The following is a 19,048-nucleotide window of genomic DNA, read 5'->3' as shown; positions in this document are numbered from 1 at the left end:
ATCCCGTGCCTGCATGCACAGGGGTTCGGTATGCGGGCGGACCCGGATTGGTCGGGGTCACCGAATGATCACGGCCACCAGCATGTAAGCGGTGCCGGCGTCCATCACCACGTGCGGCACCGCAGCCCACGGTTCGGCGGGCCCGGTGAGGGCGGCGACGCAACCGCCGGAACGCGCGAGCAACCTCAGCGGGCCCGACGGCCGCGCATGCGCCCAACCGGTGCAGGCGGCGACCGCGACCAGGAGTGCGTCGAGGACGAACAGCGCGGCAAGACCGAGCGCGGGCCCGACGGCCGGGCCGCCGACGTGGCCGGAGGCGCTGTGACCAGACATCGCGTAGAGCATCGCCGCGGCGGCGGCGATGTGGTAGCCGAGCGGGACCAAGCGGTCGATCGGCAGCGCCCGCCCCTGGGTGGCGTGCTCGGCGGCGCGCAGCATCAACAGTCCGGCGAAGACCACGGCCATCGCCGTCAGCACGCCGCGCAACGCGTGCGGGCTCGCGCCCGAGGGGAACACCAGCATGCCGAGCATGACCAGGCACATCACCAGATGGGCCGCGTCGGACTCGGAATGCCCGGCCGCGGCATCCCTAGCGGAGGAAGAATCCGGCAACGCGTCGACGGGATCGGCGGACGGCACCGCGGGCGCCGCCACCCGCGACAGCACGATCACCGCGGCGACCACGAACGCCGCCACCGCCGCCCACCGCAACGCGGCATACTCCTGCACGAACTCCGCCACACCCCACCACCTCTCAGCACGGCGACCACGGTCGTCGCCCTCCCATGCTCGCATCCCGAAGGGGTGGAGGTGCCCCTTTTCGATTCGCCCACATCGCTGACCGGCCGCCTCTGTGGCAATCGACCAGCATTTCCGCACCGAGAGCGATACTTCCGGCAGCGCCCGGCCGAGACAGACTGTGTTGCAGTCTGTTACAGCGACGAGATGAGGCGATCACTTCGAGTCATGGGGTCGCCCGGCCCGGCGCGAGCGCGCCCGGCCACCCGCGATGATGGACCCATGTCCGACCAGACCGATCAGTGCGCTACCGCGATCGAGAGCGATGGTTCGCGCATCGTCGTCGACGACCTGACCGGCCCGGCGATCGCGGCGCTACTCACCGAGCATCTCGCCGACATGGCCGCCCACTCGCCCGCGAGAGCGTGCACGCGTTGGACATCACGGCACTGCGTCATCCGGATATCACCTTCTGGACCGGGTGGGCCGGTGCGGCGGCCCTGGCCGGGTGCGCCGCGCTGAAGCACCTCGACGACGGCCACGCCGAGATCAAGTCCATGCGCACCGCGTCGACCCATCGAGGGCGCGGTATCGCTTCCACCTTGCTGCGCCATCTCATCGCCGAGGCCACCGCGCGTCGCTACCGGCGTCTCAGCCTCGAAACAGGCGTGCGGGACTTCTTCCGGCCCGCCCGCCGCCTGTACGCCGCCCACGGCTTCGGCTACTGCCCGCCGTTCAGCGACTACCGTCCCGATCCGCACAGCGTCTTCATGACCCGCGTGCTCTGAGATCGGGTCCGATGCAAGGCTCCGATCACCGAGGCGGGTGAATCACACATCGTTCAACGCGCGGGTGAATCCGTCGACGAGTTCGGCGATCTGGTCGTCGGTCATGATGAAGGCCGGGGAGATCTGCATGGCTCCCTGACCCGCCGCGCGACTGGAGATCCCGTGCGCGCGCAGCGTCTTCACCAGCGGCAGCCCTTCGGCGGGGTCGGCCAGCTGGATGGCCGCGACTGCGCCGAACCCGCTGCGCACCTCGGCGACCCGGGGATGTCCGGCGAGCACCGACAGCTGCTCGTGCAGGCTCGCCTCCACGCGCAGGGCGGCCTCGAGCAGACCTTCGCGCTCGATGATGTCGAGATTCGCCAGCGCGGCGGCCGCCGCGCCCGCGTGGCCGCCGTAGGTGTAGCCGTGCCGCCACCAGACGCCGCCGCCGAAGAACGGCTCCGCCACGCGCGGGGCGGCGAAGACCGCCCCCATCGGGAGATAGCCGGAGGTCAGTCCCTTCGCGGTGGTCATCAGGTCGGGTTCGAGCCCCAGCCGGGACGAGGCGAACCACGCTCCGCCGATGCGGCCGAAACCGGTCACCACCTCGTCGGCGACGAACAGGATGTCGTGGTCGCGGCAGATGCGCCGGACTTCGGCGAGGTAGCCCGCAGGCGGCGGATACACGCCGCCCGCGCCGATGACCGGTTCGCAGAAGAACGCGGCGATCCGTTCGGCGCCGACCTCCTCGATCAGCGCGAGCAGGGCTTTCGCGTCGTCCCACTCGACGGTCCGCGCCGCGGGCATCAGCTCGCCGTAACCTTCCCGATTGCCCGGCAGGCCCGCCAGCGCCGTACCCGCAACGTGCATGCCGTGATAGGCCATTCGCCGCCCGACCACGATCGTCTTGCCCGGCTGCCCGAGTTCGTGCCAGTAGCGGCGGGCGAGCTTGGTCGCGGTGTCGACGGAGTCGGAACCGCCCGAGGTGAAGAAGATCTTGCTGCCCGGCACCGGGGCGAGGCCGGCGAGCCGCTCGGCGAGTTCCTGGGTGGCGGGCTCGGTGATGTCGCCGAAATTGGAGTAGTGCGCGATCGTGCGCAGCTGGGCGGCCACCGCGTCGGCGATCTCGCCGCGCCCGTGGCCCACATTGGCGAACCACAGGCCCGCGGTCGCGTCGAGGTACCGATTGCCCGCCCGGTCGAAGACGTAGACGCCGTCTCCGCGAGCGACCACGAACGCTCCGTCCCGCTCGACGGCGCCCATGTCGGCGAAGCCATGCCATAGCGCGTTCATGTCTCCACCTTTACCGGTTCCCGGGGCGTGGTCCACTCCCGGCCGCCAGGGCGCCGTGCACAGCGCAAGACGGCGCTGATCCGGGATGCCGCGGTGGCCCGTCGACCGTGACGAGCGGCCACCGGCGATGGCGGGCCCGCATCCTCGGTCCTCGTCCGGTCCCGCGTATCGGCGCAGTTCACCGGCCGGGACGGGGCTTCGGTTTCCACTCGGCCACCGGCCGCGGTGGCTGGTGGAAAAATCCGCTGGCGGATTTCGCTAGGCTGGTCGATGCAATGACCAGGACAGCCGCCACCGACTCCCGCGAACTTCGCACCCGCCTGGCGAATCTCTCCCTTCGCGACGAACACCGGTTGCGGCGCAGGCTCGACAAAGCGCGCGGCGGCGACCTGGGCGAGGTGGAAGCCGAGATCGCGGGCGCCGAACTGCGGGTCGAAGCGCGGCGCGCGGCGGTGCCGGAGATCCGCTATCCGGAGCAGCTACCGGTCACCGCCCGCCGCGAGGACATCGCCGCCGCCATCGCCGAGCACCAGGTGGTGATCGTCGCGGGCGAGACCGGCTCCGGCAAGACCACCCAGATCCCGAAGATCTGCCTCGAACTCGGCCGCGGCATCCGCGGCACGATCGGGCACACCCAGCCCCGCAGGCTCGCCGCGCGTACCGTCGCCGAGCGGATCGCCGAGGAGCTGGGCACCGAACTCGGCGACGTCGTCGGCTACACGGTGCGGTTCACCGACCACGCCTCCGAGCACACCCTGATCAAGCTGATGACCGACGGCATCCTGCTCGCCGAGATCCAGCGCGACCGGCTGCTGCGCCGCTACGACACGATCATCATCGACGAGGCGCACGAACGCAGCCTCAATATCGACTTCCTGCTCGGCTACCTGAAGCAACTGCTGCCCCGCAGACCCGACCTCAAGGTGATCATCACCTCGGCGACCATCGATCCCGAGCTGTTCGCCCGGCATTTCGCGGACGAGGAAGGCACTCCCGCACCGATCGTCGAAGTCTCCGGACGCTCGTATCCGGTGGAGATCCGCTACCGGCCGCTCTCGCTGGAACTTCCGGGCGCCGCCGGAGACGAAGACGACGAGGACACTCGCATCGTCGACCGGGACCCGGTGGACGCGATCGGCGACGCGGTGACGGAGTTGTTCGCCGCGGGTGACGGCGACGTGCTGGTGTTCTTGTCCGGTGAACGCGAGATCCGCGACACCGCGGACGCGCTGCGGGATCTTAAGCTGCCGCGCACCGAGATCCTCCCGCTGTACGCCCGGCTGTCGGCCGCCGAGCAGCACCGCGTGTTCGCCTCGCACACCGGGCGCCGGGTGGTGCTGGCGACGAATGTCGCGGAGACCTCGCTCACGGTGCCGGGCATCCGGTACGTCGTCGACCCGGGCACGGCGCGGATCTCGCGCTATTCCATGCGGACCAAAGTGCAGCGGTTGCCGATCGAACCGGTGTCGCAGGCATCGGCGCGGCAGCGCTCCGGGCGCTGCGGTCGCGTCGCCGACGGCATCTGCATCCGGCTGTATTCGGAGGACGACTTCGAATCCCGGCCCGTCTTCACCGATCCGGAGATCCTGCGCACCAACCTGGCCGCGGTCATCCTGCAGATGACCGCGCTCGGCCTCGGCGACATCGAGAACTTCCCGTTCGTGGAGCCACCGGACCGCCGCGCCATCCGCGACGGCATCGCCCTGCTCGAAGAGCTCGGCGCCCTCGCGCGCCGGGACGGAAAGTCCCGGACGGACGGCGACGGCGCGACCGCCCTGACGCTGACCCCGATCGGCCGCGACATGGCGCAGCTGCCGGTCGACCCCCGCATGGCGCGGATGCTGGTGGAGGCGCAACACACCGGTTGTCTGGCCGACGTGCTGGTCATCGTCGCGGCGCTGTCGATCCAGGATGTCCGGGAACGGCCCGCCGAGCAGCAGCAGGCAGCCGACACCAAACACGCGCGCTTCACGGTCGAGGGTTCCGACTTCCTGGCCTACCTGCGGCTGTGGGACTACCTCGGCGGGCAGCGCAAGTCGTTGTCGTCCAACCAGTTCCGGCGGCTGTGCCGGGAGGAGTTCCTGCACTACCTGCGGATCCGGGAGTGGCAGGACCTGCACGGGCAGCTGCGCACGATCACCAAGGGCCTCGGATGGTCGGCGCGAGCACAGGACTCGGCGAGCCCGGCGGAACCTGACCGAACCGAAGCGGCCGCGCCGGAGGGCAAGCAGGGCAACCGATCACGCCGCAGCCGGTCCACGCGCGGGGGCGACGGGCGCCCCGGCGCCGAACGTGGCCGGGGCGCCACCGCGGCGATCGTCGCGGACAAGGACGGACTCCCCTGGGATTCCACCGCCATCCACCAAGCGCTGCTGGCGGGCATGCTGTCGCACATCGGCGTCAGGGAAGCGGAATCCCGGGAATTCCTCGGCGCGCGCAACGCCAAGTTCATGATCTTCCCCGGCTCGTCGCTGGCGAAGAAGCCGCCCCGCTGGGTGATGGCCGCCGAACTGGTCGAGACCTCACGGCTGTGGGGCCGGATGGCCGCGAAGATCGAGCCCGAATGGGCCGAGCGGCTCGCGGGCGACCTCGTCAAACGCGTCTACTCCGAGCCGCACTGGTCGGCCAAGCGGGGCGCGGCGCGCGCCTACGAACGTGTCACGCTGTACGGGATTCCGCTGGTCACCGGCAGGCCGGTGGACTACGGCCGGATCGACCCCGAGTTGTCGCGGGAGTTGTTCATCCGGCACGCCTTGGTGCAGGGCGAGTGGCAGACCCGGCACGAGTTCTTCCACCGCAACCGCGCGCTGCTCGATGACGTGGCCGACCTGGAGCATCGTGCCCGCCGCCGGGACATCCTGGTCGACGACGAGGTGCTGTTCGCGTTCTACGACGAGCGCCTGCCCGCCGACATCGTCTCGGTGCGTCACTTCGACAGCTGGTGGCGCACCGCACGCCGGGCAGACCCCGAGCTGCTGGATTTCTCCACCTCCACCGTGGTCAACGAAGGCGCGGCCGCACTGGACCCGGCGGCTTTCCCCGACTCCTGGCGCCAAGGCGAACTCGCTTTCCCGCTCTCCTACCAGTTCGAGCCGGGCAACGAGGAGGACGGCGTCACCGTGCGGATCCCGGTGGAACAGCTCGCCCACGTCCGCGCCGTCGGCTTCGATTGGCTGGTGCCGGGCATGCGCGACGAGCTGGCCGCCGCTCTGATCAAGACGTTGCCGAAGACATTGCGACGCAGCGTCGTCCCCGCACCCGACTTCGCGGCCGCGGCCCTGGCGGTGCTGACCCCGCGGGCGGAGCCGCTGCGGGCCGGGCTGGCGCGCGAGCTGTCCCGGCTGGGTTCGGTGTCGATCGCCCCCACCGACTTCGAGGTCTCCGCACTGCCCGACCACCTGCGCATGACTTTCGCGGCCATCGGCGACGACGGCGCCGTACTCGCCCGGGACAAGAGTCTCGCCGCGCTGAAAACGCGCCTGGCCGAGCAGGTTTCCGCCTCGGTCGCCCGAGCCACCGCGGGAGCCGAACGCCCGCCGGCCACGGTGTGGACCTCCGAATCGCTCGGCACACTCGCGCCGACGGTGCGGCGCGAGGTGGCGGGGCAGACCGTCACCGGATACCCGGCGCTCGTCGCCGAGGGGGACGGCGTGGCGGTCCGGGTGCTCAGCTCCCCCACGGAGCAGGCCGCCGCCATGCGCCTCGGCACCAGAGCGCTGCTGCTGCACACGCTGCCCGCTTCGGCCCGTAGCTCCACCGCGGGTCTGTCGCCCGCGGATCGCCTTGCCCTGAGCCAGAATCCGTACGGCTCGCTGGAGGCGCTGCTCGACGACTGCCGCGCGGCTGCCGCCGACGAACTGCTCGTCGCCGCCGGCGGGCCGGTGCACGACCCGGCGGAGTTCGACGCGCTCGTCGCCCGGATCCGTCCGGATTTCGCCGCCACCGTCGCTCGTTACGTGCGCCTGGTCGTGCCGGTGCTCGCCGGCGCCCACCAGGTTTCGGTGGCGCTGGCGCGAACGAGCGAGCGCGATATCGCCGAAGACGTCCGTCATCAGCTCGACAACCTGGTGTTCCGCGGCTTCGTGTCCGAAACGGGCGCGGCCAGGCTGCGTGAGCTGCCGCGCTACCTCCAGGCGGCGGTGGCGCGACTGGAGGCGTTGCCCGGCTCGGCCGTTCGCGATCGGCAAGGCATGGCCGAACTCGATCGGGTGCTCGCCGCCTATGACCGCTTGATCGCGTCGCTCCCACAGAGCCGCAGGCATGCGCCCGCGGTCACCGAGATCTGGTGGATGATCGAGGAATTCCGCGTCAGCCTGTTCGCGCAGAAGCTCGGTACCCCGTTTCCGGTGTCGGCCAAGCGAATCGAGAAGGCGATCGCCGCGATGCGGCGCTGAGTCAGTCGGCGGCCGACAGCGCTTCGGCGCGCGCCTGGCGCATCTCCCGGATCTCGCGTTCGAAGTCCTCGGCCGAGGTGAACGACCGGTAGACCGAAGCGAACCGCAGGTAGGCCACCTCGTCGAGATCGCGCAGCGGGCCAAGGATGGCCAGCCCCACCTCGTGACTGGGCACCTCGGGAGATCCCTTGGCGCGCACCGCGTCTTCGACTTGCTGCGCCAGCAGGTTCAGCGCGTCGTCGTCGACTTCACGACCTTGGCAGGCCCGGCGCACACCCCGGATGACCTTTTCGCGACTGAACGGCTCGGTGACGCCGCTCCGTTTGACCACCGACAGGATGGCGGTCTCCACGGTGGTGAACCGCCGCCCACACTGCGGGCAGGCGCGACGCCGGCGGATGGCCGCGCCTTCGTCGGCCTCGCGCGAGTCCACCACCCGGGAGTCGGGGTGTCGGCAGTACGGGCAATGCATCCGAGAAATCCTTCGTCGATGCGCGTGCTCGCGTCCGGACCGGGCACCGATCGGGGCGATCGGTCCGGCGAGCCCGTGTACAGAGGTCTATACCCCGGCACCAGACATTCCTCGTGCGACACGCGGAATACCTGCATAACACTTCGAGGATACCCGTCCGGGTTCCCGAATTGCCGCACTCACCCCCGCTGCCGGACGCGGCTTCCTCATCCGGCGATCTGCCAGTGCGCGGTCAGGTCGGCGAGGAGGTCCGGCAATCGGGCGGCGAGGCGGCCACGGGCCAGTTTGTCCCAGAACACCTCGCCGAGGACGGCGCCGGCCACGGCGGGGTCGGTCTCCATATCGATATGGCGGGGCACCAGGTCACCGGTGATGTAGTGCCAGCGCGTCTCGCGGTCGGCCCAATTGAAGCCGGGCAACGGCACGCGGAGCGCGAGGCTGCGGCCACCTACCTCGGCGCCGACCACCGTGGGGGCGAACACGCCGGGCGCGCGGACGCCCGGCACTGCGGGTTTGCCCGCGATGGTGCTGACATAGGTGAGCACGCGGCCGATCGGCGCCCGGCCCGCCGACGTCTCGTCCCACTGGTCGGCGACGACGCGGTTCTGTTCCCGATCGGTCATCCGGATCAGCGCGTCGATATAACCGTCCCTGGTGCCCGAGGCGATCGACTGCCACGCCGCGTGGATGTCGTCGTCGAGCACACCCGCCGCGTACATCTCGTCGATCCCGCGCATGCCCAGCGCGACGTAGGCTTCGTGCATCGGCACCAGATCCGTGAAGATGTGCTTCTGCATGATCATCAGGCGGGTCTGATACCAGGCGACGTCCACGGCGCTCAGGCGGGAGCCCTCGGTGGCGAGCAGCCGGATGTCCTCCGGCAGCGCCCGCGTCAATTCCGGCGGAGTCGCGCGCAACAGATCGGCGACCGCGTCGCCGAGCCGATGGATGCCAGGCACGTCCAGGACCACGCCCACATCGCCCATGTCGAAGAATCCGGAGGCGAACGATCCGCCTGCGATGCCGGCCAGCCCCGCCCAGTAGAACTCCGGGTGGTGGGTGGCCAGCCGCAGGTAGTTGACGTAGACCTGGTTGAAAGTGCGTTCGTTCGCACGCGGGCCCTGGCCGGGATCCCAGGCCGCCAGATCGATATCGGCGTTCCCGGTGGCGATCACCAGCCAGTACTGGTGCAGCAGTGTCGCGTAGCGGCGCGGCGCCACACCGTCGGCCCGTACCTGCCGCAACGCCTCGGCGAGATCCGATTCGTTCAGTGGCAGAGCGGGACTGAGTCCGCCCGCCCCCGCACCGGCACCGTTGACGGAGGGCAGGTCCAGATAGGCCAGGTACGCGGGTTCCGCCCGGGCGATAGATGCTGCGCCGAGTCCGAGGACCAGACAGAGGGACAAGGCGGCCGCGCGGATGAGGACGCGAACCGAGCGGCCTGCGCTGAGGAGTGTCATGTGCTGAAAGATCCCGACATCGTTCGGGCGGTGTTGCCCGGATCACGTTTTCAGCACGGTAGCAACACGTTCCAGTTTGTCGATCAACAATTCCGGCCGCCCAGGGTGGCCGAATTCCCTTCCGCTCAGCGGGAAATGCCACCCACCGGCGCTCCCGGGCCGTCCACCACCACCGGTACCGGCCGACCGGCCTCACCGCCCCACTCGCCCGCCCGCACATGCGCCAGGGCGATCAGCCCCGCCACCACCAAGGCGGTGACCAGCGCGGTGACAGCTAGGACGGCGAACCCGATCTGCGCTTGCTCGACCCGGCGCATCGGGTGTTCACCATGAGCACGACCCCGCGCGAGCGGCCGCGAACCCCGGTCGTAGGCGACCGCTCCGGCGCGGGGACGCGCCCCGGGCGGGCGCCGATCGGCCGCGGATCGGTGCGCGGGCGTCAGTGCGCGGGCACGCGCATCACACAGCAACCGCCGGGCGGTCTCGTAGCCGAGATCGTCCCGATCGGAATCGGCCGGGCGCTCGGGTTGCGCGACCGCCGAGCCGAGGGAAGGGGTGACATCGCTGATCGCAGTGCTCATCGGACAAACCTCCGTGGTAGGTGCTCCGTCGGCGTTCGAGCTGTTCGAACACGTGTTCAGTAGATATTCGCTCATGTGTTCGAAGAACTGGTGTTCGATTTCTACCACGCGTCGCCGACAAAGTCAGCAGGAACACCCGACATGCGTCGAACAGATGTTTGATCCAGCGGCGCGACCGGACTAGATTCGAAGAACCGAAGACACGACAGGCCATGAGGACACATGCCGGGCACCGACCGGCCTGGCACAGCAGGAAAGGGCGGTTGCGGTGAGGCAGACGGACGACACGGGTGACGAGACCGAGAGCGGCGCCGACGCGGCGGGTAGCGGAGCGGATCTCACCGTGCGTCAGCGCAAAGTGCTGGAGGTGATCCGCTCCTCGGTGAGCGAGCGCGGCTACCCGCCGAGCATCCGGGAGATCGGTGACGCCGTCGGCCTCACGTCCACCTCGTCGGTCGCCCATCAGCTGCGGGCCCTGGAGCGCAAGGGCTACCTGCGCCGCGATCCGAATCGGCCACGCGCCGTGGACGTCCGGGGCCTGGACGAGGTGGTGCGGTCGGTGACCAGCCTGCCGGCCGCGGCGGTCGACGACGGTGAGATCACCGTCGACGTCGACCGTCCCGTCCCCACGTTCGTCCCGGTCCTCGGTCGCATCGCCGCCGGTGGCCCGATCCTGGCCGAGCAGGCCGTGGAGGACGTCTTCCCGCTGCCGCGCGAGCTGGTCGGCGACGGTTCCCTGTTCCTGCTGAAGGTGGTCGGCCAGTCCATGATCGACGCGGCGATCTGCGACGGCGACTGGGTGGTCGTGCGCCAGCAGAACGTCGCCGACAACGGCGACATCGTCGCGGCGATGATCGACGGGGAGGCCACGGTGAAGACCTTCAAGCGCACCGGCAAGGACGTCTGGCTGATGCCGCACAACCCCGTCTTCGAGCCGATTCCCGGTAACGACGCCCAGATTCTCGGCAAGGTCGTCACGGTCATCCGCAAGATCTGACGGTTTTCTAGGAACGACGAACGCCGGCCGTGCGCTGATGCGCGCCGTCGGCGTTCGCCGAACGGCACAAGGCACGGCACCCAGCTGATGCGCAGGCGATTCACCAGGACGCTTGCAAAGCTCCAGCGGTGACAGCGATCCCCGCCGCGGCCGCCGTGCCCGATGCGCATCCGATTGCCACGCGCGCCGGATCGGCCTGCTTTCCGCCCGCCCGAGGGTGGGAGCGCGTAGGGCTGTCTCTCCTGCTGATCAGGACCGCGGTCGCGTATCTGTGGCACATCACGGTCAACGGGCTGGGCAACGACTTCTATGCCGCGGCAGCCTGGTCCGGTGCACAGAACTGGAAGGCGGTGCTGTTCGGTTCCCTTGATCCGGGCAACTTCATCACCGTGGACAAGCCGCCGGTGTCGCAATGGGTGATGGGCGTATCGGGGCAGCTGTTCGGATTCGGCAGCGCGAGCATGCTGGCGCCGCAGGCGCTGATGGCCGTGGCCACGGTGGCATTGCTGTACGCGATGGTCACCGAGGCGACCGCCAACCGGGCTGCCGGACTGCTGGCCGGAGCCGTGCTGGCGGCAACGCCGGTGGTGGCCTTGATGTTCCGATTCAACAATCCGGATGCCGTGATGGTGCTGCTGATGACCGCGGGCGCGTACTGCACGCTCCGGGCGGCGCGGCAGGCGAGCGCGCGCTGGCTGATTCTGGCGGGCGTCGCGCTCGGGTTCGCGTTCCTGGCGAAGATGCTCGAAGGGCTCATGGTGCTGCCCGCCTTGGCGCTCACCTATCTGATCGTCGCGCCGGCCTCGGCGCGAAAACGCCTGCTGCACTTGTCGGCCGCCGCCGCGGCGCTGGTCGTCTCCTCGGGCTGGTATGTCCTGCTGACGGTCCTGTGGCCCGCCACCGCGCGGCCCTACCTGGCGGGCTCGACGAACAACACCTTCATGGATCTGGTGCTGGGCTACAACGGGTTCGCTCGTTTCCTGGGGCACAATCACCGTAGCGGCAACCGGTTCGCGCTGCCGCCCGGATACGAGATGCCACCGGCCGCCGGGCATACCGGTGGCGGGTTCGCCGGATCGAGCGGACCGAGTCCGGTTCGCCTGTTCAGCGGCGAGATCGGATTCGAGATCTCCTGGCTGCTTCCGGCTGCCCTGCTCGCCTTCGTACTGGTGCTCGTCTCCCGTGGGCGGGCGCCTCGCACCGACCCGATCCGTGCGGCCGCATTGGCTTTCGGGTTGTGGCTGATCGTCGACGGCGTCGCGTTCACCGTGATGCGCGGCGGCATGCATGCCTACTACACGCTGGCGATCGGTCCCGCCGTGGCCGGGATGTTCGCGATCGGGGTGGCCGAGATGTGGCGGCGGCGGTCCGCGGCGTTCGGCCGAGCCGGCGCCGCCGCACTGGTGTTCACGTCGGGGCTGTGGGCGTTCGTCCTGCTCGACCGCAACCCCGAGTGGCTACCGCTCCTGCGTTGGACGCTCGCGGTGGTCTGCGCGGCGGCGGCGCTCGCACTGGTCGCCGCCGCGTTCCCCGGCGCGGCGCGGCGGGTGCGGGCCGGAGCCGTCTCGCTGCTCGTCGTCTCGGGTGTGCTCGCAGGCATCGGCGGATCGACAGCGTACGCCGCGGCCACCCTGCCGCAGGCGCATACCGGGGCAGCCCGACCGTCGGCCCCGCCGAGCCCGCGGCTGCGGATCCGGGGAACGACGTGCGCCGCGAGGTGACCTCGTTCGTGAACGGAGAGGTCGAACCTCGACTTTCCGCGCTGTTGCGCGACACCTCCACGACCTGGTCGGCCGCCGTGGACCGCTCCTCGGTCGCCGCGTCGCTCGAACTCGCCAGCCACACCCCGGTCGTCGCCATCGGCGGTTTCACCTCCGACGACCCGGTACCCACCCTCGACAGATTCCAGACCATGGTCCGCACTCATCAGGTGACGTACTACCTCGCGCAAGAGGTGCGGCTGCCCGATTCGTGGCGCGTGCGCGGCCGGGTCGAGGCGCCCGCCGGGCCGGATCCGGACCACGGATGGTGGCGCCCGGCCGGGCACGAAGACATCGCCGAGTGGGTGTCCGCGCACTACACGGCGGTACACATCGGCAATGTCGCCGTCTACGACCTCACCGCCCCGGCCTGCGCCGATGCACTCGGAAGCACCTGCGCGAAATGATCGGACAGCCCCGGCGGTGCTACCGCCGCGCACCTTTGGTGATGGCGCGTTCCGGTGGCGGCCGAGGATCGGAACCGGGTACGACCGGGTCAGCTCGTGCCCACACCGAGGGCGGTCAGCAACACCAGCACGACGGTGAGCACGGCCAGCACGCCGTGGCCCGCGACGACGGCGACGGGAAAGTGCCCTTCGGGAGGTTCTGCAGTACCCGCCGAACGGGCACGGTAGGTGGGCAGCCAGCGCAGCAGCATCGCGAACCCGAGCAGCGCGACGGGGATCAGCAGTACGAACGCGACCCACGCCAGTGCGTCCGTGTCGAGGACGAGGTACAGAATCCAGCAGATCAGTCCGGCCACGGCGAGCGTGAAGTGACCGAACACGACCGGCACGGGCAGCTGGGTGGAACTCGGTTGCCGCGTCCCGCCCCGGGCGATCCACGTGCCGAGCATGAAGAAACCGCCGCCCGCGGTGAGCAGCCAAGAAACCAGTGCGGCGATGCCCATGGTGTGCCTCCTGAGGGATGCGAAGGGATTCAGTGGGTGAAGCCGCCGGCTTGGGTGGTTTCGTCGGCGACCCGCACGCCGTAGCGATAAGCCAGCTTGCCGCCGAGATACCCGGAAATCGCCAGCGTCACCAGGCTCGCCGCCGACAGGGTCAGCGGCCCGGCCGGGACCGCGACCGCGAGGTCCGCACCCCGCCGCCACACGAAACCCAGCGCATAGGCGACGGTCACCAGCAAGTTGAGAGTCATGTGCAGCAAGCCGGTACGGAAGGCGGGCGTGCCGGTCGGGATGGCGAGCAGATCGAGGAACCCGATCGTCGCGGCGATCAAGGCGCCGAGCACGCCGATCGCGATCAACCAGGATGACCCCTCGACCAGGAAGTCCGGCTCGTCGACGAGGCGGGACGCGATGTCGAACACGAAACTGGCGACCCAGGCGCCGATCGGGACGGTGACCAGTATCGGATGGAACGGATGGCCGTACGGACCGGCCAGCACCGCACTCACCGGCCGCTTTCCCTGCCGTGGATCGCCGCTCATCACATACCTCCGCCGAGGTCGATCAGGTCGATGACGAAAGTGGACTTACCCGCCGCACGGGACATTCACACCGCGCATCGGGTCGACCACAATCGACCCCGGGGTCGATTCTCGACCGTCGAATGCTCGGTGCGTAACGCGCTGGGTTCGTCGCACCGAGACGGTGATCGAAACACCCGCACGTCACACCGCGACATCATTCGACTTTCCGTCTGCGGAACGGTCACTACATCATCGGCATCATTGGCATCATCGGCATCTGCATGCCGGGGAACATACGATTCCACCAGTCGCGCGCCATCCCCATCATCTGATCCATCACGGTAGTTCACCTCCCTTCAACAGGACTCGAAGCAGTTCAGCTCATCGGACTCGAAGGTGAGGAAACGCGGTCGCACGCCGTGATAATCACCGGGAAACAATTCCTGGGTAGCGATGAATTTTCCGCCCGGGCGACCATTGGCGAATCCACGCGGCACTCCTCGCGGTCGAGATCGACAGCTGTGTACATTCTACTCCGAGCACGGTTTCCGAAAAACGTCGTCGCGCCTTTCGAATTCGCCGAACCGTCGGGTGCGGCGCATTTCCACCGATCGGATATTTGCGTCCGAATGGAATATCGCCATAGGCCTAGGACGACGACGGCGACCTTGTCGGACCGATGAAGCCCACCGCAAGGAATTCGGCGTTCGTGATCGGCGGCGCGGCACAGAGTTCGTCAGCTCGCCGGGCTCCGCCGCGCCGCCAGCCGACGATTGGTGACCTCCAGCTGACGCACTGTGCCCGCCTCCAGAGCCCGCACCCCGGCGTCGTCCAGTCGCCCGCACAGCCGCCCCCAATGCACCGCGACCCGCTCCCCCGCCGCCACGTCGGGCAGCGCCGCGTACCCGTCCACCCGGATCGGCACGGACTCCGACGTCTCCGCCGACAGCGTGAGGCGTTCTCCGTCCCAACGGAGCCTGCGGCAGCGCAGCGAGACCTCGCCGCCGCTGCGGTCGAGGACCGTTGCCCAGGTGATCCGGCAGCTGTCGAGGACGTGCAGGGGATGTGCGTTGCCGTGCCGGAGCAGCCGCGACCACGGGTACACACCGAAGACGTGGAAACAATGGTTGGCCGCGGCCTCCTCGGCCAACCGCGGGGTCAGATGCGTCCAGTATCCGCCCGCGACCGGGCCGAGCAGACTCAGCAGTTCGGCGGTGAACTCATGGGGGTCCAGGCTCGCGCCGACTCCACCGCCCAGCCAATAGGATTCGACGAGCCTGCGGTCCAGCGGATCGGCGATGCCGGTCATTCGGGCCATCACCCGCAGGTAGGGCCACGCACCGGTGAACCGGCGCGCCACCGCGCGCACCTGTTCTTCCGAGCCGTCCCGCAACGCGGCCGCGCCGGGTGGCCCGCAGTAGCCGAGCCGGTTGGGCGCGTAGGCGTACCGGGCGAACATCTCCGCGCCGCCGCCCGTCATCGGCAGGGCCTTCCACCGACACCGGCGCGCTCGACGGACCAGCGCTGTTCGAGCCTGCCGAATCGCCACACCGCCACCGCCACCGCCCAGGTGAGCACGAACAGTCCGGCGATCAGCAAGCCCATGGCGCCGAGATCCAGCCCGCCGACCCAGGCCACCGGACCGTCGGCGATGCCGAATTCGTCGGCCAGCACCGAGATCATCTCCTGCGCGCCGATCAGCAGGGCCACCACGACCGACAGCCCCGTGACGACGATGTTGTAGTAGACGCTGCGCAGCGGCCCCGCGAACGCCCACCCGTACGCGTAGTTCATGAACGCGCCATCCAGCGCGTCGAACAGCGTCATTCCCGCCGAGAACAACACCGGCAGCACCAGGATCGCGTACCACGGCAGCGCGGTCGCCGCCGCGCCGCCCGCTATCACCAGCAGGCTCACCTCGGTGACGGTGTCGAAGCCGAGGCCGAACAGCAGTCCGACCGGGTACATCTGCCACGGCGCGCGCACCGCTCGGGTCAGCGGGCCGATCACCCGCTGCAAGGCGCCGCGGTCGTCCAGCTGCTGCCGCAACGCGGCCTCGTCGTAGGTCCCGCGACGCATGCCGCGGAACACCCGCCAGATCCCGATCAAGGAGACCAGGTTCAACAGGCCGATGGCGAGCAGGAAGGTTCCCGAGACGCCGGTTCCGAACACCCCGGTCCAGCGGTGCAGTCCGGACTCCTGGTCCCGCAGGTTTCCCGCCAGCGCCTTGACGCCGAACGCCAGTAGCGCGACCAGGACGAAGACGATGGTGGAGTGGCCGAGGGAGAACCAGAACCCCACCGACAGCGGCTTGCGCCCGTCGGCGACCAGCTTGCGGGTGGTGTTGTCGATGGCGGCGATGTGGTCGGCGTCGAAGGCGTGCCGCATTCCGAGCGTGTACGCGGTGACGCCGAGACCGACGCCGAACACCGCACCGTCCACGACGTACCCGCCGGGGACCACGACCAGCAGCAGTGCCGACCACCCGAGGACGTGCAGGGTGACCACGACCGCCGCCATCCCCGCGACGCCGCGCCGCTGCCGTCCGTCCAGTGGGCGGGGCGCCGCCGAGGGGCTATCGGCGATCCGAACGATGATCCACACCTCGCCTTCTGGTTCCGGACCGTTGCGTCCGCCGTCAGCAGATTCGCGGCAATTGCTCGCCCGCGGGCAGGTCCACCACCCGGGTCCCGCCGAGCGCGGTGCGAGCCACCACCATGCCGGGATGTTCGGCGACGCACCGGCCGATCACCGCGGCCTGCGCACCCAGCGGGTGCTCCCGCATCGCCGCGAGCACACGATCGGCGTCCTCGGCCGCGACGAACGCCAGCAGCTTGCCCTCGTTGGCCACGTACATCGGGTCCAGGCCGAGCAGGCCGCACGCGTCGCGCACGCCGTCGGGCACCGGCAGCTGCCGCTCGTCCAGGGATACGCCGACCCCCGCGGCGCGAGCGATCTCGTTGAGCGAGGCCGCGACGCCGCCGCGGGTGGGGTCGCGCAGCACGTGCACGTCGGCGCCGGTGGCCAGCATCGCCGCGACCAAGCCGTGCAGCGGCGCGGTGTCGCTGAGCACGGTGGTGCCGAATTCCAGTCCTTCGCGGCAGCTGAGCACCGCGACACCGTGCACGCCGATGTCACCGCTGACCAGCACGACGTCGCCCGGCCTCGCGCGCTGCGGCCGGATGTCGACCTCGGGGGCCACCACGCCGATTCCCGCGGTGTTGATGTAGATCCCGTCACCGTGTCCGGCGTCGACGACCTTGGTGTCGCCGGTGACCAGCTGGACTTCCGCCGCCAGCGCGGCGGTGCCGACCGCCTGCGCGATGCGCGCGATGTCGGCCAGCGCGGTGCCCTCCTCCAGGATGAACGCGGTGGACAGCACCATCGGGCGCGCGCCGGACATGGCCAGATCGTTCACCGTGCCGTTGACCGCGAGTTCACCGATCGTGCCGCCCGGGAACACGATCGGCTTCACCACGAACGAATCGGTGGAGAAGGCCAGTCGCGCGCCGTCGAGCGTGACCACCGCGGAGTCACCGAGATCGGCGTGCGCGGCCGAGCCGAACGCGGGCAGGAACAGATGCTCGATCAGTTCGCCGGACATCGCTCCGCCGCCGCCGTGGCCCATCACGATGTTCGGCGCGTCCCGCAGCGGCATCGGGCAGACCCAGCCCTCCACGTCGATCGCCACGGGGGCGGCGCCGTCCTCACGCATGGGCCACCTCCGCGGGCAGATCGAGCCGCCGGTACAGGTAGTAGGCGGCGCACGCGCCTTCGGAGGACACCATGGTGGCGCCCAGCGGGTTACGCGGCGTGCACTGCTTGCCGAAGGCGGCGCACTCGTTGGGTTTGATCAACCCTTGCAGCACCTCGCCGGAACGGCAGATGGTCGATTCGGCGGTGTGCAGGTCGCCCACGGCGAAGCGGTGTTCGGCGTCGAACTCGCGATAGCGATCCGACAGCCGCCAGCCGCTGCGCGGGATCACGCCGATGCCCCGCCAGGCTCGGTCGGTGACTTCGAAGACGTCCTGCAGCATGGCCTTCGCCGCGGGATTGCCCGTCGCGGACACCGCGCGCGGGTAGGCGTTCTCCAGTTCGTGCCTGCCCGACTCCAGTTGCAGCACGGTGCGGCGGATGCCCTCCAGGATGTCCAGCGGCTCGAACCCGGTGACCACCATCGGCACCCTGTACTGCTCGGCCAGCGGCGGATACTCGTCGGTGCCCATCACGGTGCAGACGTGCCCGGCGGCGAGGAACCCCTGCACCCGGCAGGTCGGCGACTCCATGATCGCGGCGATGGCAGGCGGCACCAGAACGTGCGACACCAGCAGCGAGAAGTTCCGGATGCCAAGGCGCTTCGCCTGGTACACCGTCATCGCGTTGGCCGGAGCGGTGGTCTCGAAGCCGATACCGAAGAACACGACTTCCCGGTCGGGATTCTCCTTGGCCAGGTTCAGCGCGTCCAGCGGCGAGTACACCACCCGGACGTCACCGCCTTCACTCTTGACCCGGAACAGGTCCTTGGCGCTGCCGGGCACGCGCAGCATGTCGCCGAACGAGCAGAAGATCACGCCCGGCTGCGCGGCGATCTCCAGCGCCTTGTCGATCACCTCGAGCGGGGTGACGCAGACCGGGCAGCCGGGACCGTGGATCATCTCGATCTGGTCGGGCAGCAGTTGGTCGATACCGTGGCGGATGATCGAATGGGTCTGTCCGCCACAGACTTCCATGATCGCCCAGCGGCGGCTGGTCGCGGTGCGGATCCGATCGAGCAGGCGCTGGGCCAGCTCGGGATTGCTGAATTCATCCAGGTATTTCATGACCGGGCCTCCGGTTCCTCGCGTGATGGCTCGGCGGCTGGGTTGTCCATGCCCGCCTGCTTCGCGGCGATGGCGAAACCGTCGCCGAATTCCTCGTTCAGTACGCCGAGGTGCTCGAACTCGGCCAGGGTCCGCAACGCGGACTCCTCGTCCAGCCGCTGGATCGCGAAACCGACGTGGACCACGACGTAGTCACCGACCGCCGCGTCCGGGATGTATTGCAGGCACACATCCTTGTGCACGCCGCCGAAGTCGACGACCGACATCAGGGTGCCGTCCCGCTCGTGCAGGCTGAGCACTTTGCCTGGTACCGCAAGACACATCGTTGCTCTCCT

17 protein-coding genes are annotated in these 19,048 nt (G+C 69.5%); 5 read left to right on the top strand and 12 right to left on the bottom strand.

Annotated features, from left to right (window positions below; genetic code table 11):
* Positions 1 to 57 precede the first annotated feature (57 nt).
* Positions 58 to 741: a DUF5134 domain-containing protein gene (locus ACZ6DL_RS03590; protein ID WP_466048759.1), complete on the bottom strand. Its 684-nt coding sequence runs from the start codon at positions 739 to 741 to the stop codon at positions 58 to 60.
* A gap of 431 nt (positions 742 to 1,172) precedes the next feature.
* Between ACZ6DL_RS03590 and ACZ6DL_RS03585 the strand changes: the two genes are divergently transcribed.
* Positions 1,173 to 1,526: a GNAT family N-acetyltransferase gene (locus ACZ6DL_RS03585; RefSeq protein ID WP_466048758.1), complete on the top strand. Its 354-nt coding sequence runs from the start codon at positions 1,173 to 1,175 to the stop codon at positions 1,524 to 1,526.
* Positions 1,527 to 1,568: 42 nt separating this feature from the next.
* On the opposite strand, the gene ACZ6DL_RS03580 is transcribed toward ACZ6DL_RS03585, so the two are convergent.
* Complete coding sequence (locus tag ACZ6DL_RS03580) at positions 1,569 to 2,798, bottom strand: aminotransferase family protein (protein ID WP_466048757.1); 1,230 nt, start codon at positions 2,796 to 2,798, stop codon at positions 1,569 to 1,571.
* Between the two features lie 275 nt (positions 2,799 to 3,073).
* On the opposite strand from ACZ6DL_RS03580, the gene hrpA reads away from it, so the two are divergent.
* Positions 3,074 to 7,192, top strand: coding sequence for an ATP-dependent RNA helicase HrpA (gene hrpA / locus ACZ6DL_RS03575; RefSeq protein ID WP_466048755.1), 4,119 nt, complete (start codon positions 3,074 to 3,076; stop codon positions 7,190 to 7,192).
* A 1-nt stretch (position 7,193) separates the two neighbouring features.
* On the opposite strand, the gene nrdR is transcribed toward hrpA, so the two are convergent.
* The 3 genes from nrdR to ACZ6DL_RS03560 all read right to left on the bottom strand — a co-directional run bounded on the left by nrdR (position 7,194) and on the right by ACZ6DL_RS03560 (position 9,705).
* Entirely contained in the window at positions 7,194 to 7,664 is a 471-nt protein-coding gene (gene nrdR / locus ACZ6DL_RS03570) for a transcriptional regulator NrdR (RefSeq protein ID WP_040867881.1), read from the bottom strand.
* A gap of 206 nt (positions 7,665 to 7,870) precedes the next feature.
* Positions 7,871 to 9,124 carry a hypothetical protein gene (locus ACZ6DL_RS03565; RefSeq protein ID WP_466048754.1) on the bottom strand — a complete coding sequence of 418 codons (1,254 nt, stop codon included), beginning with the start codon at positions 9,122 to 9,124 and terminating at the stop codon, positions 7,871 to 7,873.
* 125 nt (positions 9,125 to 9,249) lie between these two features.
* On the bottom strand, positions 9,250 to 9,705 hold the full coding sequence (locus ACZ6DL_RS03560) for a hypothetical protein (RefSeq protein ID WP_466048753.1): 456 nt from the start codon (positions 9,703 to 9,705) through the stop codon (positions 9,250 to 9,252).
* Between the two features lie 268 nt (positions 9,706 to 9,973).
* Here ACZ6DL_RS03560 and lexA point away from each other — a divergent pair, with 268 nt between their 5' ends.
* From lexA to ACZ6DL_RS03545, 3 genes are all read left to right on the top strand, one after another.
* A complete protein-coding gene (lexA, locus tag ACZ6DL_RS03555) occupies positions 9,974 to 10,702 on the top strand; it encodes a transcriptional repressor LexA (protein WP_396902533.1) in 729 nt (242 codons plus the stop codon).
* A gap of 128 nt (positions 10,703 to 10,830) precedes the next feature.
* A complete protein-coding gene (locus ACZ6DL_RS03550; RefSeq protein WP_466048751.1) occupies positions 10,831 to 12,423 on the top strand; it encodes an ArnT family glycosyltransferase in 1,593 nt (530 codons plus the stop codon).
* Positions 12,424 to 12,431: 8 nt separating this feature from the next.
* Positions 12,432 to 12,869: a mannosyltransferase YkcB-related protein gene (locus ACZ6DL_RS03545; protein ID WP_466048750.1), complete on the top strand. Its 438-nt coding sequence runs from the start codon at positions 12,432 to 12,434 to the stop codon at positions 12,867 to 12,869.
* Positions 12,870 to 12,958: 89 nt separating this feature from the next.
* Here the strand turns inward: ACZ6DL_RS03545 and ACZ6DL_RS03540 are convergent, their stop codons facing one another.
* The 7 genes from ACZ6DL_RS03540 to ACZ6DL_RS03510 all read right to left on the bottom strand — a co-directional run bounded on the left by ACZ6DL_RS03540 (position 12,959) and on the right by ACZ6DL_RS03510 (position 19,036).
* Positions 12,959 to 13,372, bottom strand: coding sequence for a hypothetical protein (locus tag ACZ6DL_RS03540; protein ID WP_466048749.1), 414 nt, complete (start codon positions 13,370 to 13,372; stop codon positions 12,959 to 12,961).
* A gap of 29 nt (positions 13,373 to 13,401) precedes the next feature.
* A complete protein-coding gene (locus tag ACZ6DL_RS03535; protein WP_466048747.1) occupies positions 13,402 to 13,911 on the bottom strand; it encodes a DUF2231 domain-containing protein in 510 nt (169 codons plus the stop codon).
* 718 nt (positions 13,912 to 14,629) lie between these two features.
* Entirely contained in the window at positions 14,630 to 15,373 is a 744-nt protein-coding gene (locus ACZ6DL_RS03530) for a DUF6390 family protein (RefSeq protein ID WP_466048745.1), read from the bottom strand.
* Entirely contained in the window at positions 15,370 to 16,446 is a 1,077-nt protein-coding gene (gene nicT, locus ACZ6DL_RS03525) for a Nickel transporter NicT (RefSeq protein WP_466049551.1), read from the bottom strand. Before nicT ends, ACZ6DL_RS03530 begins: the two co-directional genes overlap by 4 nt.
* Positions 16,447 to 16,531: 85 nt before the next feature.
* Positions 16,532 to 17,608, bottom strand: a complete 1,077-nt coding sequence (gene hypE / locus ACZ6DL_RS03520; RefSeq protein ID WP_393228753.1) for a hydrogenase expression/formation protein HypE — start codon at positions 17,606 to 17,608, stop codon at positions 16,532 to 16,534.
* On the bottom strand, positions 17,601 to 18,713 hold the full coding sequence (gene hypD / locus ACZ6DL_RS03515) for a hydrogenase formation protein HypD (RefSeq protein ID WP_466048743.1): 1,113 nt from the start codon (positions 18,711 to 18,713) through the stop codon (positions 17,601 to 17,603). Before hypD ends, hypE begins: the two co-directional genes overlap by 8 nt.
* The gene (locus ACZ6DL_RS03510; RefSeq protein ID WP_063050186.1) at positions 18,710 to 19,036 is read right to left on the bottom strand and encodes a HypC/HybG/HupF family hydrogenase formation chaperone; all 327 of its coding nucleotides are present in this window, start codon (positions 19,034 to 19,036) and stop codon (positions 18,710 to 18,712) included. The genes hypD and ACZ6DL_RS03510 overlap by 4 nt, the downstream gene beginning before the upstream one ends.
* Positions 19,037 to 19,048 lie beyond the last annotated feature (12 nt).

The sequence above is a fragment of the Nocardia sp. NPDC041819 genome (genome assembly GCF_055590505.1).
This window is presented reverse-complemented; position numbering and strand designations above follow the sequence as displayed.

Excerpts from the sequence above, each read along its gene's own strand:
- ACZ6DL_RS03580 (WP_466048757.1), bottom strand. The coding sequence starts at position 2,798 with ATGAACGCGCTATGGCATGGCTTCGCCGACATGGGCGCCGTCGAGCGG.
- hrpA (WP_466048755.1), top strand. The coding sequence starts at position 3,074 with ATGACCAGGACAGCCGCCACCGACTCCCGCGAACTTCGCACCCGCCTG.
- nrdR (WP_040867881.1), bottom strand. The coding sequence starts at position 7,664 with ATGCATTGCCCGTACTGCCGACACCCCGACTCCCGGGTGGTGGACTCG.
- ACZ6DL_RS03565 (WP_466048754.1), bottom strand. The coding sequence starts at position 9,124 with ATGACACTCCTCAGCGCAGGCCGCTCGGTTCGCGTCCTCATCCGCGCG.
- ACZ6DL_RS03560 (WP_466048753.1), bottom strand. The coding sequence starts at position 9,705 with ATGAGCACTGCGATCAGCGATGTCACCCCTTCCCTCGGCTCGGCGGTC.
- ACZ6DL_RS03540 (WP_466048749.1), bottom strand. The coding sequence starts at position 13,372 with ATGGGCATCGCCGCACTGGTTTCTTGGCTGCTCACCGCGGGCGGCGGT.
- ACZ6DL_RS03535 (WP_466048747.1), bottom strand. The coding sequence starts at position 13,911 with ATGAGCGGCGATCCACGGCAGGGAAAGCGGCCGGTGAGTGCGGTGCTG.
- ACZ6DL_RS03530 (WP_466048745.1), bottom strand. The coding sequence starts at position 15,373 with ATGACGGGCGGCGGCGCGGAGATGTTCGCCCGGTACGCCTACGCGCCC.
- hypE (WP_393228753.1), bottom strand. The coding sequence starts at position 17,608 with ATGCGTGAGGACGGCGCCGCCCCCGTGGCGATCGACGTGGAGGGCTGG.
- hypD (WP_466048743.1), bottom strand. The coding sequence starts at position 18,713 with ATGAAATACCTGGATGAATTCAGCAATCCCGAGCTGGCCCAGCGCCTG.
- ACZ6DL_RS03510 (WP_063050186.1), bottom strand. The coding sequence starts at position 19,036 with ATGTGTCTTGCGGTACCAGGCAAAGTGCTCAGCCTGCACGAGCGGGAC.